Annotated in this window: 15 protein-coding genes; 12 read left to right on the top strand and 3 right to left on the bottom strand. The window is 41.0% G+C overall.

The window, feature by feature from the left end; genetic code table 11:
* Positions 1-335 precede the first annotated feature (335 nt).
* The 3 genes from KV40_RS31810 (at position 336) to KV40_RS04305 (ending at position 2444) form a co-directional block, all read left to right on the top strand.
* On the top strand, positions 336-590 hold the full coding sequence (locus KV40_RS31810; protein WP_052055344.1) for a transposase: 255 nt from the start codon (positions 336-338) through the stop codon (positions 588-590).
* Between the two features lie 132 nt (positions 591-722).
* On the top strand, positions 723-890 hold the full coding sequence (locus tag KV40_RS34620) for a hypothetical protein (RefSeq protein ID WP_156113939.1): 168 nt from the start codon (positions 723-725) through the stop codon (positions 888-890).
* A gap of 126 nt (positions 891-1016) precedes the next feature.
* A complete protein-coding gene (locus KV40_RS04305) occupies positions 1017-2444 on the top strand; it encodes an ATP-binding protein (protein ID WP_052055346.1) in 1428 nt (475 codons plus the stop codon).
* Positions 2445-2495: 51 nt separating this feature from the next.
* Here the strand turns inward: KV40_RS04305 and secA are convergent, their stop codons facing one another.
* On the bottom strand, positions 2496-5309 hold the full coding sequence (gene secA / locus KV40_RS04310; protein WP_036478341.1) for a preprotein translocase subunit SecA: 2814 nt from the start codon (positions 5307-5309) through the stop codon (positions 2496-2498).
* 373 nt (positions 5310-5682) lie between these two features.
* Here secA and KV40_RS04315 point away from each other — a divergent pair, with 373 nt between their 5' ends.
* Positions 5683-6243: a hypothetical protein gene (locus KV40_RS04315; RefSeq protein ID WP_036478342.1), complete on the top strand. Its 561-nt coding sequence runs from the start codon at positions 5683-5685 to the stop codon at positions 6241-6243.
* A 15-nt stretch (positions 6244-6258) separates the two neighbouring features.
* Here KV40_RS04315 and KV40_RS04320 read toward each other — a convergent pair whose 3' ends face one another.
* Positions 6259-6735 carry a hypothetical protein gene (locus KV40_RS04320; RefSeq protein WP_052055347.1) on the bottom strand — a complete coding sequence of 159 codons (477 nt, stop codon included), beginning with the start codon at positions 6733-6735 and terminating at the stop codon, positions 6259-6261.
* Between the two features lie 165 nt (positions 6736-6900).
* On the opposite strand from KV40_RS04320, the gene rbsK reads away from it, so the two are divergent.
* Positions 6901-7824, top strand: a complete 924-nt coding sequence (rbsK, locus tag KV40_RS04325; protein ID WP_036478343.1) for a ribokinase — start codon at positions 6901-6903, stop codon at positions 7822-7824.
* Between the two features lie 44 nt (positions 7825-7868).
* Here the strand turns inward: rbsK and KV40_RS04330 are convergent, their stop codons facing one another.
* Positions 7869-9158: a response regulator gene (locus KV40_RS04330; RefSeq protein WP_036478344.1), complete on the bottom strand. Its 1290-nt coding sequence runs from the start codon at positions 9156-9158 to the stop codon at positions 7869-7871.
* A 620-nt stretch (positions 9159-9778) separates the two neighbouring features.
* Between KV40_RS04330 and KV40_RS04340 the strand changes: the two genes are divergently transcribed.
* From KV40_RS04340 to KV40_RS04370, 7 genes are all read left to right on the top strand, one after another.
* Positions 9779-10741, top strand: coding sequence for a PRC-barrel domain-containing protein (locus tag KV40_RS04340; RefSeq protein WP_036478346.1), 963 nt, complete (start codon positions 9779-9781; stop codon positions 10739-10741).
* A 138-nt stretch (positions 10742-10879) separates the two neighbouring features.
* Positions 10880-11065 carry an NAD(P)H dehydrogenase subunit NdhS gene (locus KV40_RS04345; protein WP_036478347.1) on the top strand — a complete coding sequence of 62 codons (186 nt, stop codon included), beginning with the start codon at positions 10880-10882 and terminating at the stop codon, positions 11063-11065.
* Positions 11066-11080: 15 nt separating this feature from the next.
* Positions 11081-11749 carry an HAS-barrel domain-containing protein gene (locus KV40_RS04350; RefSeq protein ID WP_036478348.1) on the top strand — a complete coding sequence of 223 codons (669 nt, stop codon included), beginning with the start codon at positions 11081-11083 and terminating at the stop codon, positions 11747-11749.
* A 53-nt stretch (positions 11750-11802) separates the two neighbouring features.
* Positions 11803-12402 (top strand): thylakoid membrane photosystem I accumulation factor, encoded by a 600-nt coding sequence (locus tag KV40_RS04355; RefSeq protein ID WP_036478349.1) that lies wholly within the window; start codon positions 11803-11805, stop codon positions 12400-12402.
* Positions 12403-12456: 54 nt separating this feature from the next.
* Positions 12457-13836, top strand: coding sequence for a cytochrome P450 (locus tag KV40_RS04360; protein ID WP_036478350.1), 1380 nt, complete (start codon positions 12457-12459; stop codon positions 13834-13836).
* A gap of 120 nt (positions 13837-13956) precedes the next feature.
* A complete protein-coding gene (locus KV40_RS04365; RefSeq protein ID WP_036478351.1) occupies positions 13957-15024 on the top strand; it encodes a hypothetical protein in 1068 nt (355 codons plus the stop codon).
* 477 nt (positions 15025-15501) lie between these two features.
* A complete protein-coding gene (locus tag KV40_RS04370) occupies positions 15502-15696 on the top strand; it encodes a hypothetical protein (protein WP_036478352.1) in 195 nt (64 codons plus the stop codon).
* Positions 15697-15727: the final 31 nt, after the last annotated feature.

Here is a 15727-nt window from a genome sequence, read left to right on the forward strand (position 1 = left end):
CTTTGCCCCATTCGGGGCTGCGTCGCTCTGTCCGCTATTACTCCCGCAGATTAAATCTGAATTATCAGCCCAGATTTAAGGGAAACTCCTCTCCTTCGTCGCCGAAGGGGACGCTGTATGCTTTTCGCCCCGCACAAGGGCGCAATGACTTGGATTTTACTATTGTTAGTTATTACCTCACATTGATGATATGTAAGTTGTCATTTCTAAAGGATTGAAAGTGCGAACTCGACCCATTGTGGGTTACTTTAGAAATGCCTTCTATCCCCCTATTAATCTAGGTTTCAGAAGAACGAATCGCACACGACCTTCGGTCGGCGAATCGGCTTTGCCGATTGATTCGCCTCGGTACTGGTTATCAAGGTAATCCCATTCTGGATTTGCGTTTAGTTGAGATTCGTCATGGTCGTAGCTGGTATCGATATCTTACTTCGGTACTTGACCCCAAGATTTTACCTCCCTTTGTGGTTGGCGCTCTCTACTCACGTCGCTGGCGAATCGAAGAAAGTTTTCTTCTACTTAAACGGTTGCCAGGTTTGAGTTACTTGTGGACTGGTGAGCCACTGCGTTGGGCGGGTTCCCCGACTTGAAGCAAGTGGCGTTCGATTAATGGGATTAAATTACAAATCTGGGCAACATGGCTTTTCTCTGCTCTTCTCCTCGCTCTCTCTGATGAGATTGCTGACGAGCTTACCTTACYTATAAATTCTATTTCTGTAGAAATGGTTTTTCGCGGAATTTATCATTTTACCCAAGCATTAAATCAAGGCAATGTCACCAATATTGTCGCCTATCTAACTGCACCTGAAAATCGCGACTTGGGGATAGTCAAATCCCCTCGCCCTAAAAGAGCTATGCCACCTCTGGACTTGTCTCCGAATCCCTCTTGACAACCGACACAGAGCCTTAACTTGTCACCAATGCCTATTGCCAATTGGCTCGATATCGAGCTGCGGTAAAACGAGCCAAAGCTTTGTGTTAGATAATAACTATTATCTATTTGAGAGGTAATAACAATGCTCCAATTTTTGGGTTCGGTTGGTAAAAACTGCCGCTGGTCTAAACTTCCAATTCGTTATCGAGGAGCATTAATTCTTTCCATACCAGCAATTTGCACTTTTACTATCTTAGTAACCTGGATTTGGTCGCGAGAAGATGCGATCGCCGTTCATCGACAAATCGATCGCAGCGAGATGGCGATTATTGAAACTAACAATGTACTTTCTTTAATCAATAGCGCAGAAACGGGGATTCGTGGCTACGTAATTACTCGTCGACCCGATTTTCTCGAATCTTACCAGCAGGCAACTAAAGAGGTGCCAAATAGCCTGACCAAACTTGAAGATTTACACCGCGACACTTCACAACAGCCAGATGTGGCGCAAATTACCAAACTCATACGAAGAGAAATGAGTTTGTTAGCGCAAACAGTAGCAGCAACAAATCGAACCAGTCCGCGTTCTTCTCAGATCGATAATTTATTTTCTCAAAGCCAAACTACTTTAGATGCTATTAAAGTTAATGCTAATACCTTAAGAACGGAAGAGTGGGAGTTGCTAAATACTCACAGACAAAAACTTTTCGATGTCAGAAAAACGACAAACATTTTATTGTGGTGTGTTGCTATTATTAGTCTTCTCGGTTTTTTGGCAGCACTATGTTTATTCGATCTATTAGAGCGTGAGCTAGAAAATAGACGAATGGAACTACAAGCAAGAGCGGGAGAACTTGTCAGTCTCAATCAAACTTTAGTTCAAATTAATAGTACCCTGGCAGAACGCAACCAGGAACTTCATGATTTTTCCCATATCGTATCTCACGATCTCAAAGCACCACTTAGAGCAATTAGCAATCTTTCTTTGTGGATTGAAGAAGACTTAGAAGGTAAACTCACCCCAGATACTCAAAAGCAGATGAATTTACTGAGAGAGCGAGTTGGCAGAATGGAAAACATGATTGAAGGGCTGCTACAATATGCTCGCGCAGGCAGGCAGATAAGCTCCGAAGAAAAAGTTGATGTCAGACAACTGATAGAGGAAACTGTCGATCTTCTAGCTCCTCCCCCAGAGTTTAAGATAGCAATAGAAGGAGAAATGCCAATAATTGAAACTCAACGTTTGCTTTTAAGCCAGATTTTTTCTAACTTAATTAGCAATAGCATCAAGCATCATCACAATCCTTCTCAGGGAAAAATAGTCATTTCAGTTCTAGAACGAGAGAAGTTTTACGAATTTGCCGTTAGCGATAATGGACCTGGCATTGCTGCTAAAGCACAGGCGAAAATTTTTGATATCTTTCAAACTTTAGGCAAACAAAATGATAAACGCAACACGGGAATCGGTCTGGCAACTGTCAAAAAAATTGTAGAAAATCAAAACGGCGCGATCGAAGTAGAATCCGAACTAAATCGCGGGACGACTTTTCGCTTTCTTTGGGCTAAATAATGCCAGACAGTAGGGGCAAGGCATGCCTCACCCATACATAAATATCATCTTTTATACTGCTTGCGGTTGTGGTTGTGGCTGGAATTGGAACAGTGAATACACAACATTACGGCGAATATCGATCATCATTTCAATAAACATCTCGTAACCTTCTTGTTTGTATTCAATCAGAGGATCTTTTTGTCCGTAACCCCGCAAACCAATAGACTCCCGCAGGGCATCCATTGCCTGGAGGTGTTCGCGCCATAGAGTATCGATTTGCTGGAGGATAAAGAAGCGTTCGGCTTGTCGCATCAAGCCAGGCTGGATGCTATCGATCTGATTTTCTTTAAGGTCATAAGCTTTACGAACCTCTTCATGAAGAAAAGTCTTAATTTCGCCTACGGTCATGTCTTCTAAATGGACTGGTTCTAAATCTTCTAGTAAATAGATAAACTCTTTGACCTTATCAACCATTTTATCTAGTTTCCATTCTTCGGGAGGAAGTTCGGGATTGACATAGGCATCGACGATTTCACTCATGGTTTTTTCGGCATACTGAATAACCTGTTCTTTGAGGTCGAATCCTTCCAGTACCCGACGGCGTTCGGCATAAATTGCCCGACGCTGGTTATTCATCACCTCGTCATATTCAAATACCTGTTTGCGGGTGTCGTAGTAAAAAGTTTCGACTTTCTTTTGCGCCCCTTCCAAAGAATTGGTCAGCATCTTTGATTCGATGGGCATATCGTCTTCGACTCGCATCATGTTCATCAACCGTTCGACGCGATCGCCACCAAAAATTCTTAACAAGTTATCTTGCAAACTGAGAAAGAATCTAGTGGAACCAGGGTCGCCCTGTCTGCCTGCCCGTCCCCGTAACTGGTTGTCAATACGGCGAGATTCGTGTCTTTCCGTACCGATTACGTGTAGTCCGCCGTTAGTTACAACTTCTTCGTGTTCTTTAGCGGTAAACTGCTCGTATTCTTGTAAAATTTGATTGTAAACTTCCCTTAGCTTTTGAATTACGGGATCTTCTACAGGGGCTTTCTCTGCTGCTACCGCGATTTTTTCTTCTGCTACTAGTTCTGGCAAGCTTTGTTCTCCATACTGCTGTACGGCAAACTTAACCGTTTCTTTTAGTAAGTTTTCGGTTTCGGTAGATAATTCCGTAGGAAAGATTTGCGGCGATGCTTTCCAGCTTTTAGCTTTTTTCTTGCCATTGGCGGCGAAACCTTGAGGGGCTTGTTTACCATTGAATTGGGGAACTCCTACCATCAGACTGTCATCTTCAGGTCTGACGATTCTGGGCATGAGATATTCTCTGATCTTCAACCGCGCCATGTAGTCAGAGTTACCACCTAAAATAATATCCGTACCGCGTCCCGCCATGTTAGTGGCAATAGTTACCGCACCTTTGCGACCTGCCTGGGCGATAATTTCTGACTCCCGTTCGACGTTTTCGGGTCTGGCATTGAGCAAATTATGAGCGATATTTTTTTCTTGCAGCAGCTTGGAAAGCAACTCTGATTTTTCCACGCTGGTAGTTCCCACCAGTACGGGGCGACCGTTTTCGTTCATGTTGGCGCAGTCTTGGGCTACTGCCTGCCATTTACCGAGTTCTTTTTTATAAACTACATCGGAAAGATCTGCGCGCTTAGACGGTAAATTAGTGGGAATAATCGTAACCTGAAGATTATAGACTTTCTCAAACTCGGTTTCTTCGGTTTTTGCCGTACCCGTCATTCCTGCTAGAGTCGGATACAGCAAGAAAAAGTTTTGATAGGTAATACTAGCTAAAGTCTGAGTCTCTTTTTGAATTTCTACTCCTTCTTTAGCTTCAATCGCCTGGTGCAAACCATCACTCCAGCGTCTTCCTGCCAGTACCCTACCCGTAAATTCATCGACGATCACTACTTCGCCATTACGCACCATGTAGTTAACGTCTTTAGTAAATAGTTCTTTAGCTTTAATCGCATTAGATATATAATGCGCCCAGGGATTTTCTGGATCGTATAAATCGCTAACGCCCAATATTTCTTCGGCGCGGGCAAAACCTATATCGGTCATTAAAACGTTGCGGGCTTTTTCATCGACTTCGTAGTCGCCTGATTCATCTTCTTCGTTTTCTTGTTGAACCAACTGTTCTGCTATCTGCGCTGCCTGCAAATATTTTTCTGTCGGACGTTCTACCTGTCCCGAAATAATTAACGGGGTTCTAGCTTCATCGATTAAAACCGAATCGACTTCGTCAATCACGCAGTAGTTAAAAGGACGCTGCACGACCTCTTCCATAGAAGTAGCCATATTATCTCGCAGATAATCAAAGCCTAGTTCGCTGTTGGTTGTATAGGTAATGTCGCAGCCATAGTTTTTCTTTCTCTCCATCGGATTCATTCCCGACTGAATCAGACCGACAGTCAAACCGAGAAAGCGATGTACTTGCCCCATCCATTCAGCGTCTCTTCTTGCCAGATAGTCGTTAACTGTAACTACGTGAACTCCTTTACCCGTCAAACCATTGAGATATGCTGGAAGCGTACAGACTAAAGTTTTACCTTCCCCAGTCTTCATTTCAGCAATTTGCCCTTTATAAAGAACGATACCACCTAAAAGCTGTACGTCGTAGTGGCGCATCCCTAAAACTCGAACTGCTGCTTCTCTTACTACAGCAAAAGCTTCAGGTAACAAATCTTCGAGAATTTCTTTAGTTTCTTCCTCAGTCTTAGCTTCGGCTAACTGCTCTCTAAATTCTGAGGTTTTGGCTTTAAGCTCGTCGTCAGAAAGCTTTTTGATATCTTCTTCTAGTAAATTTATTTCCTTTACTGTAGGCTGAAATTGTTTGAGTTTACGAGCGTTGGGATCTCCAAACAGTTTTTTAAACATAATAAATCGATTTATCGGTATTTTTATTTATCTTGGCGAGTTGCGATCGCAGCTTGGGAATTTGCTTTAGTAGAACACCTTGCTGTTGAAAAAAGACTGGATCTGGCTGGAAAACCACGAACCTGAATGACCTTCTATAAAATAATGTTACCATTTTGCCTAGTTTCCCAGCGTTTTAGTCTACCTGCTGCTATGGCGTAGAATCACTACCTGTTTCGGTCTGTGGCGATCGCTCGGATCGGTCAAAGTTTTGAAATTATAATAGAAATAAATTTTAGTTTTATCCACAGTAAGTAGCTAATTACCCCAATACTTCGTAGCAATTTGCGTTGGTTCGATTATAGCTGTCTGAATTTTTAGCAAAGATAAGATAATGAATATTTTGAATAAGACAGTTTCAGCGGCAGAAAACTTTGCCGATACAGTTACCCAAACTACAAACCGCCAGTTAGATACTTTTAAGACAACTACTAATGACTACATGTTAGATAAGTTTAAAAGCTCTTTAGACTATACGATAAACAGTTGGTTTGCCGAACATCCATTAATTTTATGGTTAGTTCATCATCCTCTAATTACCGTAGTTGGGATGGCGATCGCGACAATTTTTATGATTAGATTATTTGTCGCTGTTTATAAGTTAATCACTACCTCAATCGATCGCCTGTGGTTGTGGATTTTACAAGCTCCATTTTTGCTACTCAAAAAGCTGTTTGGTTGGGAAGTTAGAGTAAAAGATAAAAATCTTACCAAAACCGTTACCAACTACGAACTAACAACTAACTCCGAACAGTTATCAGCAATTTGCGATCGCCTCGATCTCGTTCAAAAACAACAGCAGCAGATATTAGCAGAAATCGCGCGTCTCAAAGCAGAAAAACCAGTCGAGCTAGAAAAGTTTAAATCGTTACCAGCAATCGATCGCCACATTTGATGAAATTGAGAGCGATTAATCTTTAATCGTAATATAGTCTAACTCTGTTGCATTGGGATGACAGAGAATACAGCTTTGATGGGTAGTTGGTTTGGGCAAATCTACCTGGGGATGCAAAGCTTGTAAATAACGAGAATTAGTAACGTATTCAGGAGCAGTTTCTCCTGTAATTAAGGGACGAGAGTTGTTTTTCAAATAACTCCAGATCAAAAGCGTACTCACCCTATCTGGTAAAGTCAAAGACGCACCGTAATGATTTTCAGGGTTGTTTAAAATCTGTTCCCAGGTTTTGGTTGGTAAAACTTCCGCAGGAATAGGTACGTGACAGCTACTACAGTTATCGAGATATACTTCTTTAGCTAATTGAGCATTAGCATTTTGCGCTCGCGCTATAGTAAAACCCAAACCGACAATAGCGATCGCTATTAACCAAATAAATATCGAGCGAGCGATAAATTTAAAATTCCAAATCGACTTATGGTAATTATTCATGCTGTAGACATCAAAGTAACTAGGTTGAAATAATTATTCCTGATGAAGGTTCTGGTTTTTAGCTGGTAGGCTTTTTATTGGAGATCGGCGATAATTGAGGTAGCTAAATTGTAGTAGCGACAATCAAACAGCAATTTATAGCATTGAGATTATAAACTTTTTATAATGACCATCGTTGTCTTTGGCAGTATTAATTTAGATCTAGTAGTAGAAGTTTCTCGATTACCGAGTAAGGGAGAAACCGTAATTGGCAATCGCTTTTTTTCGGCTGCGGGAGGCAAAGCAGCCAATCAAGCCGTAGCAATAGCTAAATTAGGAACTCCAGTCAGTTTAGTCGGACAGGTAGGGGGCGATCGCTTCGGTCAAACTTTGTTAGAAAATTTATCTAATGCAGGTGTAAATATTGAAGGAGTAACCGTTAACCCTCATACTCATTCAGGAGTGGCTTCAATTGTAGTAGATGAAAAAGGAGATAACACTATTGCCTGTGCTGCTGGCGCAAACAATTTGGTCAGAGAGGAAGAAGTTAAAAAATTTCGAGGGTTGCTCTCTCAAAGCAAAGTGGTATTGATGGAGTTGGGTATTCCCCTGGCTACCGTATTAGCAGCAGCCAGAGAAGCTAGAGCCAATAATTGTTTTACGATACTCGATCCCGCTCCTGCAATGTCAAATTTACCCGACGAACTCTATCGGGCGATCGATCTTATCACTCCCAATGAGATAGAGGCTAGTCAGTTGGTAGGGTTTACAGTTGATGGCGTAACTACTGCCAGACAGGCAGCATTTTGTCTGCATCAAATGGGTGTTAAAAACGTAATTGTTACTTTGGGCAGTCAGGGAGCATTTTGTAGTAGTGCTACCGATAGTTTTTGGGTAGAACCAATATCGGTTTCGGTAGTCGATACAGTAGCTGCGGGCGATGCGTTTAATGGAGCTTTAGCAGTAGCCATAGCCTCTGGAAAATCTCTGGCAGAAGCAGTTCGCTGGGGTACGGTTGCTGGTGCCTTAGCTGTGACTAAAAATGGCGCACAAACTTCTCTACCTAATCTCGATCGCTTCAAACAATTGCTGGCGCAGACATTTTTATAGCAATACCCAACAAAATAAACCGTGATTCGCCTAAAATTATACTATTAAATATATTTGAAAATAATATTAAAAAGCTGTGTGCGATCGAAGGGTTTAGATAAACAGTCAGTCGCTCCTACCGATTTTAGTTTAGTAGAATCGAGCGAACTTCTCTCTTGGGCTAAGATTATAATCGGAGTGGTTTTAAAGTTACGCTCGTTTCTCAGTAAAGAACAAAGTTCATATCCGTTAGTATTGGACATATTTGCATCTAACAAGATCAAGTCTGGTTGATATTTGTTTAACCAATCGACAGCAATTGCCGAATCTTCAATTCCCAAAACTTTAAATAATTTGTTGTCGAGAATTTTTTGAATATCTTCTTGAATTGCTTTACTATCGTCTATACAAACTATTTTCCAAGTTTTTTCGATCGAGATTAAAGTCTCCTGACTGCTCGAACTACGTAGACGATAGCTGCTTCTATCTATTGGAGAATATTCGACAGGCGCACCAAACTCAATAGAGTCTTCAGACGGAGCAAAAATATTTTGTGTTGGCAGTGGTGGTAATAAATCGAAGGGAGATTGAGGATCTCTAAGAACAATAGTTTTGTTAACTATTGAAGGATAGAGAATTTTTGCCACAATTAATTCATCGCGATCGAGTAAAGCTCCAATCTGACGAAAATTATAACCCTTAAGAAATTTACAAATCGTCTCATTTTGTTCGGTAGGCAAGTTGGTAACAGATTTATTTTTTTCTGTTACCAAATACAAACGCTGGTAAGTAGAAGTCAATTCTGCGGTAAAAGTTTTCCAGGCTTGTAGTCTTTTGTGGCACTGTTGAAGATGTAAAGCCAAGTCAAATTTACAAAATTCTGGTAACTGTTTGTTGGGAGCGAGTAACCTACAATAACAAGAATCAGGCAAACATAATATAGCTTCAAACACCTCTCTGGTGATTCTGCCTATAAGAGTTGCTGTTTCTAGAGAATTCAAATATTGCTGTTGTGACAGTTTTAAAATACTCTGATAGTCCAAAGGAAAATCGGACTGCAAATCTGTCTCATTTTGGTATTGTTGGCATAGTTGTTTGACAACTTTACTATCGAGCCCGTCATTTTGATGACTCAAGCGACGCAGATGACGCTCTAATCTTTCAAAGGGATCTATAGAATTAGTAGCATAAAGCAGTTTTCCTCGATTGAGATAAACAAAAAATCGAACCGAACCAAATATTAGTTCCAAACAACCACTTGCCGATGATTCGCTCTGTTGTTTGGATAGTCTTTCTAAAATATCGGGAGTAAATGGTAAACTTTTAAATTCTGGAGCAATGGGATCGCGGTTCATGGGTTCTCAGGAAAACTTTGGAGGCAACAAACTTTAGAGTACCCACTTGCAGTAACTAACTACCAATTTTGTTATTATTATCGCTATTGATTGCTAAGTTGCTGCGAAATACCCTTGCTTCCTGCTTCCAAATTAAGCGATGCTCTCTACCTGCTTATCCCTCATTAATTAACGCTTTACCTTTAATTAACTAGTAGACTAAACGCTAAAAATTACTTCAAATCGTCATAGTCTGCTGCAACTTCAGTAGCAATAATATTTTTGCTTGCCAAAAAACAATATTCATGCTCCAATGAGGCAAACACTTTGGGATTAGCTAAAATGGTTATACGATCGTAAAGTTATTAAGTAACATTCGGAGCGATATGTAGAAACTAAAATTGGATAGTAACGAATAACCGCAGTTATGCAAGGCAAAAAAGCAATTAAAGTAAAAATTTAATCTTTAAAAACTAACTTTTGCCTGGTAAATCGACAAACAACATCAAGGCGATAGGTAGTCTCCATAGCAATTTTTTTAGTACTTTTTTTAACAGCAGCCGTAACTGCCGATCGCAATTTTAAAATTACTTTAAAAAACAGCAAGCGCAAGCAGCAGCTTTTATAAATCAAACAATAAAATGACAACCGAAAATACACATCTACGTTCTGAATTTCTCAATACTCAGGTAATCGCTCGCAATAGTGGTAAGCGGTTGGGAGTAGTTAAAGAAATATTAGTAGATATAGACCGCAGAGAAGTAATAGCCTTGGGTTTACGAGACAACTTACTCTCGGTATCTGGTATACCAAAATATATGTATCTCGACAGCATCCGCCAAACTGGAGATGTCATTTTAGTAGATGATGAAGATGTAATCGAAGATATTGACATAGAAACTTTTAGCAAGTTGATTAACTGCGAAGTAATTACAGAAGCTGGAGAACCTCTGGGTAGAGTAAGAGATTTTCAATTTGACGTTCGCGACGGCAAAGTTTACTCGATAATTATTGCTTCATTGGGAATAACCCAAATTCCCGATCGCCTTATCAGTACTTACGAACTATCTATCGACGAAGTAGTCAGTAGCGGACCCAATAGACTCATTGTCTTTGAGGGTTCGGAAGAAAGAATTACTCAACTTTCAGTAGGACTTTTGGAGCGTCTGGGTATCGGTCGTCCCGTATGGGAAAGAGAACCAGAAGAATATTATCCTCAGACAGTTAAAGCAGAGAACCAACTGGGTACTGGTACGCCAATAAACACTCCCATCGCCAATCCCATTCCCGAACGAACTCCCGTAATGGAGGAACGCTGGGATGAAGATGAATGGCAAGAAGCTAGCACGGTTCCACCTGTAAGCCAAAAAGCAGAGGCAGTACCTTATGAAGAATACGAAGAAAGTAACTGGGAAGAGACACCTGAAGAAGAAGTATACGATGTTCCAGTATACGAAACTAAAACTCCAGTAAAAGAGTACGAATATAGTACTCCTCCCGAAGATGTCTGGGATGATGATATCAAACCAGAACCGTACAATCCTCCGCCAGTCAATATTCCTGAAAAACAGAAAGCACCTGAATATGAGGAAGAACCAGGCTAATTATAGTTAACCACTTTGTTGTTAGAGGCGAACAGTGTTCGCCTTTTTAATTAAATAAAGACAGCGACATTTGTTTGTTATAAGCTAGATAACAGCAAATTTTAGCAAGGTGCGATCGCGCCACGAATAAAAATTATGATGATCTTACCAGGAGCAACCGTTAAAGTTACTAACCCCGATGATACCTACTACAAATTTGAGGGTCTGGTACAGCGCATTGACGATAATAAAGTAGCAGTGTTATTTGAAGGCGGTAACTGGGATAAATTAGTTACTTTTAACTTATCAGAAGTTGAAGCAGTAGACCTGTCTAAGAAAAAATAGTTTAATTAACGCCTTATGCGTCTTCCCCTACCTCAGTTTACAGTAGGCGATCGCCATCCCAATCATATTGCCGAAGTAATTGAAACTTCCACCACGCAGTATTTGGCACAGTGTCTCGAACCAGAAGATCTTAAATTTCCTAAAATGCCGCCATTTGGTAGTTGGCTCGCCTCTTTTGATGAGGAGTCGGGCAATAAGATTTTGGCGGTAGTTACCCACGTTACGACTACGCCAATCGACTCGGTACATCGCGCTAGGGCTTTGGGGTTGTCGTTAGCAGAATTGCGGGAACAGCAGCCACAGATTTTTGCCATGCTTAAAACTGAATTTAAAGCGGCAATTGTCGGTTACGAAGTACCCAACAATACCCAGAACGGTAACGGCAAAAACCTGGGCAAGGTATTTCAATATTTACCCCCACGTCCGCCACAAATACATCAAGCCGTCTATCGTTGCGAACCAGCAGAAGTCATTCACTTTACCGAAAAACTAGATTTTTTACGCACTTTGTTACAGGTTAGAGATATTCCCGTCGAGTCTTTGGTAGCAGCTGCGGTAAGAGATGTGTATCAGTTGCGTCAGGCGAATCGAGACTGGTTGGTTAGCGTAGGTAGAAATCTCAGCGTACTGTTAAAAGACGATTACGATCGCCTGCGCTATATTCTCAGTCAAATTCATTGGTAAAAGCAAGATAAACTTATATATTGCAGCAATTTTAAATAAAAACTTATTTATATATGATTTTGATTGAGTTATTTAGATGCGATCGCAATATTTTATCTCGGTTCAGACAATCTTTAGTTGAGTTAGGCTTGGTACTAGCAATTTGTGCGATCGCATTATTTGGACATGGAACACCTGCTTTAGCTAATATCGATGACGACCGCTATGATGGTAATATCTTTATTTTGTATGCAGGAAATGGCTCTTTAGTTCCCCCTCGGCTTAATTTAAAAGAGTCTTTACAACGAGAAATTCCTGCCGTGTTGGTTTTTTATGTAGATGACAGTAGAGACTGCAAAGAATTTTCGTTAATAGTTTCTCGCATTCAAGAATTTTACGGTCGGGCAGCTAATGTCATTCCTGTGAGCGTAGATTCTTTATTAGCTAAATCCGATTATACTCCCCAGGAACCAGGTTACTATTATTCTGGTGTCGTACCTCAGACCGTAATTTTAAACGGACAGGGCGAAAAGGTTTATGAAGCTAAAGGACAAGTTCCTTACGAACAAATAGACGATAGGTTAAGAGAAGTATTCGATCTCTTGCCTCGTTCGGAGTCAATAGAATTAAAGCGGCGTTCTTTCAACGAATATAATTCTGAATTGGTTGAATAACTGTATTCCACCCAAAATTTATAAATATCTAAAATAATATTGTCACCTTTCCCAATGCAAGCGATGATAAATGGTCCCAAAAGCTCCTCGCTAATCCAGTTAGGTAACTGGATCTTTCGTCCTCTAAATTATTTGGAAGAATGCGCCAGCAAATACGGAGATATCTTTGAGTTAAACTTGCTAGGTTTGCCTCCATTTATAGTAGTAAGCAATCCCCAGGGAATTCAGGATATCTTGAGCGTTGATGCCCAAAAGTTTGATGTAGGACGCACCAACGGACTCGCCAGTAGTTTGCTAGGAGACAATTCTCTAGTTTTATTAGATGGCTCGTCTCACCGCCGACAGCGCAAATTGATGATGCCTCCTTTTCATGGGGAAAAAGTTAAATCTTATGCTAAGACAATCTGCCAAATTACCGATAAAGTAGCCAGCACATGGTCGCAGCAGCAATCAGTTGTGGCACACAAAGCTATGCAAAATATCACTCTAGAAACAATTTTGCACGTTGTTTTTGGTTTGAGTGAAGGAGAACGTTATAAGCAAATCAAACCTTCGTTAATCAAATTATTAGATCTGACTGGTTCGCCTCTCAAAGCTAGCGTAATTTTTTTACCGCTCTTACAACAGGATTTAGGTGAGTGGAGTCTTTGGGGTAAAGTCGTGCGGTGCAAAAGAGAAATTTATAATCTATTGCAAGCCGAAATCGACCAAAGAAGAAACAACCCAGAAGCGATGGGACAAGACGTTCTCAGTCTGATGATGTCGGCTCGCGACGAAGCGGGACAAGGCTTGAGCGATATCGAGCTTAAAGACCAGATGATGACTCTTTTAGTGGCAGGKCACGAAACCACTGCTACTGCTCTAGCCTGGGCTTTATATTGGATTCACAAGCAGCCCGAAGTCAAACAAAAGTTATTAGCCGAATTAGATAGTGTAGATGACAATATCGATCCCTTAGCCATTTCTCGTTTGCCCTATTTAACTGCCGTATGTAATGAAACTTTGCGGATTTATCCCGTCGCTTTTATGGCTTTTTTACGAATAGCTAAGATGCCCGTAGAAATTATGGGTTATCAAATTTCCCCTGAAACTATGTTGGCTCCCGCAATTTATCTAACTCACCGACGCGAAGATCTTTACCCCGAACCCCATCTATTCAAACCAGAAAGGTTTTTAGAAAGACAGTATTCCCCCTATGAGTTTTTGCCTTTTGGTGGAGGAAATCGCCGCTGTATCGGTTATGCTCTGGCTTTACTAGAAATGAAACTAGTTTTGGCTAAGATTTTAACCGAGTGGAAATTGGATTTAGCTAGTAAACATCCCTCAGTTCCCAAACGTCGCGGTGCTACAGTCGCCCCTCATAATGGCGTTCCTTTAACAATCGAAGGAAAACGCGCTCATAAATTCACCAAACAATTATCAATAAGTAAGTAGAGACAATTAAAATTGTCTGTGGTACTAAAGGATAGAGGTGCAAAAAAAGTTTGTCTCGTACTTGGATTTATTTTTTTCCCTGCTCCTCTACTTTCCTTGTTCCCGATGCTTTAAAAGTTTATGTCTCTTCCTTTTGATGCCGACTCAACTTATGCCAGAATAGATCGCTTTTGGTGTCTTCCTGCTAGCTTTGGTATGGAAAGAACGGCATATCACAACTATCTCAACGAAATTGTCAGCGATCGCTACGTTTTGATTAATGGCTTGCAGTTGCTACGGGACGAACTTCAGTTTGCGGCATCTCATCCTACCGATATGCACGCCTGTGGGGCGGATTTGAGTTTGCCTAGCGTAGTTACTACCTTAGCCTATACCAACTGTGGCGATCGCATCCATCAGGGAGAAGTTACCAAACGCTATCGCGATGTAGTGGCGGCTCGTTTTGCTACTCTTTCGGAAATTGGCGAACTCAAACTTGAAGCTTTTTTCCCCGCAGGTGGCGGCACGGACAACGGTGCGACTCTGGCACACGTTACCGTTGCCCATCAGCTAGACGAACTGCTACGCCGCCGACTATATGAGGGAAATCCCCAATCGATTGTCCTGGTGGCAACGGATCTTAAAACTCATGTTGGTCGTTTGGAGGAAGGAGAAAAACGCATCTATGGTAAAACTCGCGAATCTCCCTGGCGAGAACCTCGTAATGCCTGTGGTGCGATTGTCGGAGCATTAACCGACTATCATCCTCACAATACAATCCATCAGCGTATTCGTGACGATTTAAGCGAACGAAATTTTCAATATCTTTCCAACCAAAAAATTTTTACCGAGGATGGTACAGACATCACAATGGCAGTAGCGTCGGCAATTGTGGCGATTCGAGGCATTCGCAATACGGCAATGGCAATGACCCAGGAAATAGACGAGCGAGGGGTCGCTCATTTAACCGCCAGCACCACTGTCAATCGTCCCTCAAGAGACGATTTAGTAATCTATTTAGCCAGAGCTACGGTATTTGGGGGTAAAGTACGGATTCAAAGCTTGGGAACTAAAGCCGAACTATATAGTGGTAAGTTAGTCAAATATGCAGGGGAACGACGGCTTCAGTTAATTTACAACAACCTCGATGGAGATTCCCTACCTATTGAGGAGATACCCTACAAAGTCAAGCGATCGGGTCTAGATTGAATCTGCTGTTAATTTATTCAATTAATTTAATGGGCAATAAGGCGATCGCGCTAGATTAATTGATTATCATCCCCAACTCATAAAGTGCGATCTGTACGGTCTATTTCTCATTACGAGCGAGCTATAGTATAGAGCGTCTAACCTTCCCCAGGTGTCAAGTGTTGGCGATCCCAGGATTGTAATGCTTAACTATCAATATCTTTACCAGTCTGAGAATGTTGTTGCTGTATGTGACAATTTTGGGTATTTATTAAAAAACATCAAAAAAGCTAGACATAGCTGCTAGATTGTGGATGTACTCGATCGGCTGTTTGCCGAGGAGCAAAATTGTGACAACAATATTAGCAAGCGTTTTGTTTTTGGGCTGGTTATTAGCTGTTACCATCGGCACTTATGCCTATTTCGCTAACGAACAAAATTAAAAATAAGTTCGAGGCTATTCCTCATCGTTTCAAATTTTTAGCATAGGAGGTAAAAATGTCATATTTACCAGAGAGCAAACATCAATTATTTTTTCTACATTGCTTGGCAGATAGCGAGAGAGAAAATTTAAGTATTCGCCAAGTACAAATTCTAAAATTGAAATTGAAAGAAGAAAAATTGAGAGATAAGATAGTTTATCAGTCGATTAAAGACAAAATGTCTAAAAAAGAAAAAATAGCCACAGACTAATAAATAAGCTAGAACTATGCGAACTTAGCAG

This window comes from Myxosarcina sp. GI1 (assembly GCF_000756305.1).
Taxonomy (GTDB): Bacteria; Cyanobacteriota; Cyanobacteriia; order Cyanobacteriales; family Xenococcaceae; genus Myxosarcina.

Excerpts from the sequence above, each read along its gene's own strand:
- KV40_RS34620 (WP_156113939.1), top strand. The coding sequence starts at position 723 with ATGGTTTTTCGCGGAATTTATCATTTTACCCAAGCATTAAATCAAGGC.
- KV40_RS04305 (WP_052055346.1), top strand. The coding sequence starts at position 1,017 with ATGCTCCAATTTTTGGGTTCGGTTGGTAAAAACTGCCGCTGGTCTAAA.
- secA (WP_036478341.1), bottom strand. The coding sequence starts at position 5,309 with ATGTTTAAAAAACTGTTTGGAGATCCCAACGCTCGTAAACTCAAACAA.
- KV40_RS04315 (WP_036478342.1), top strand. The coding sequence starts at position 5,683 with ATGAATATTTTGAATAAGACAGTTTCAGCGGCAGAAAACTTTGCCGAT.
- KV40_RS04320 (WP_052055347.1), bottom strand. The coding sequence starts at position 6,735 with ATGAATAATTACCATAAGTCGATTTGGAATTTTAAATTTATCGCTCGC.
- rbsK (WP_036478343.1), top strand. The coding sequence starts at position 6,901 with ATGACCATCGTTGTCTTTGGCAGTATTAATTTAGATCTAGTAGTAGAA.
- KV40_RS04330 (WP_036478344.1), bottom strand. The coding sequence starts at position 9,158 with ATGAACCGCGATCCCATTGCTCCAGAATTTAAAAGTTTACCATTTACT.
- KV40_RS04340 (WP_036478346.1), top strand. The coding sequence starts at position 9,779 with ATGACAACCGAAAATACACATCTACGTTCTGAATTTCTCAATACTCAG.
- KV40_RS04345 (WP_036478347.1), top strand. The coding sequence starts at position 10,880 with ATGATCTTACCAGGAGCAACCGTTAAAGTTACTAACCCCGATGATACC.
- KV40_RS04350 (WP_036478348.1), top strand. The coding sequence starts at position 11,081 with ATGCGTCTTCCCCTACCTCAGTTTACAGTAGGCGATCGCCATCCCAAT.
- KV40_RS04355 (WP_036478349.1), top strand. The coding sequence starts at position 11,803 with ATGATTTTGATTGAGTTATTTAGATGCGATCGCAATATTTTATCTCGG.
- KV40_RS04365 (WP_036478351.1), top strand. The coding sequence starts at position 13,957 with ATGTCTCTTCCTTTTGATGCCGACTCAACTTATGCCAGAATAGATCGC.
- KV40_RS04370 (WP_036478352.1), top strand. The coding sequence starts at position 15,502 with ATGTCATATTTACCAGAGAGCAAACATCAATTATTTTTTCTACATTGC.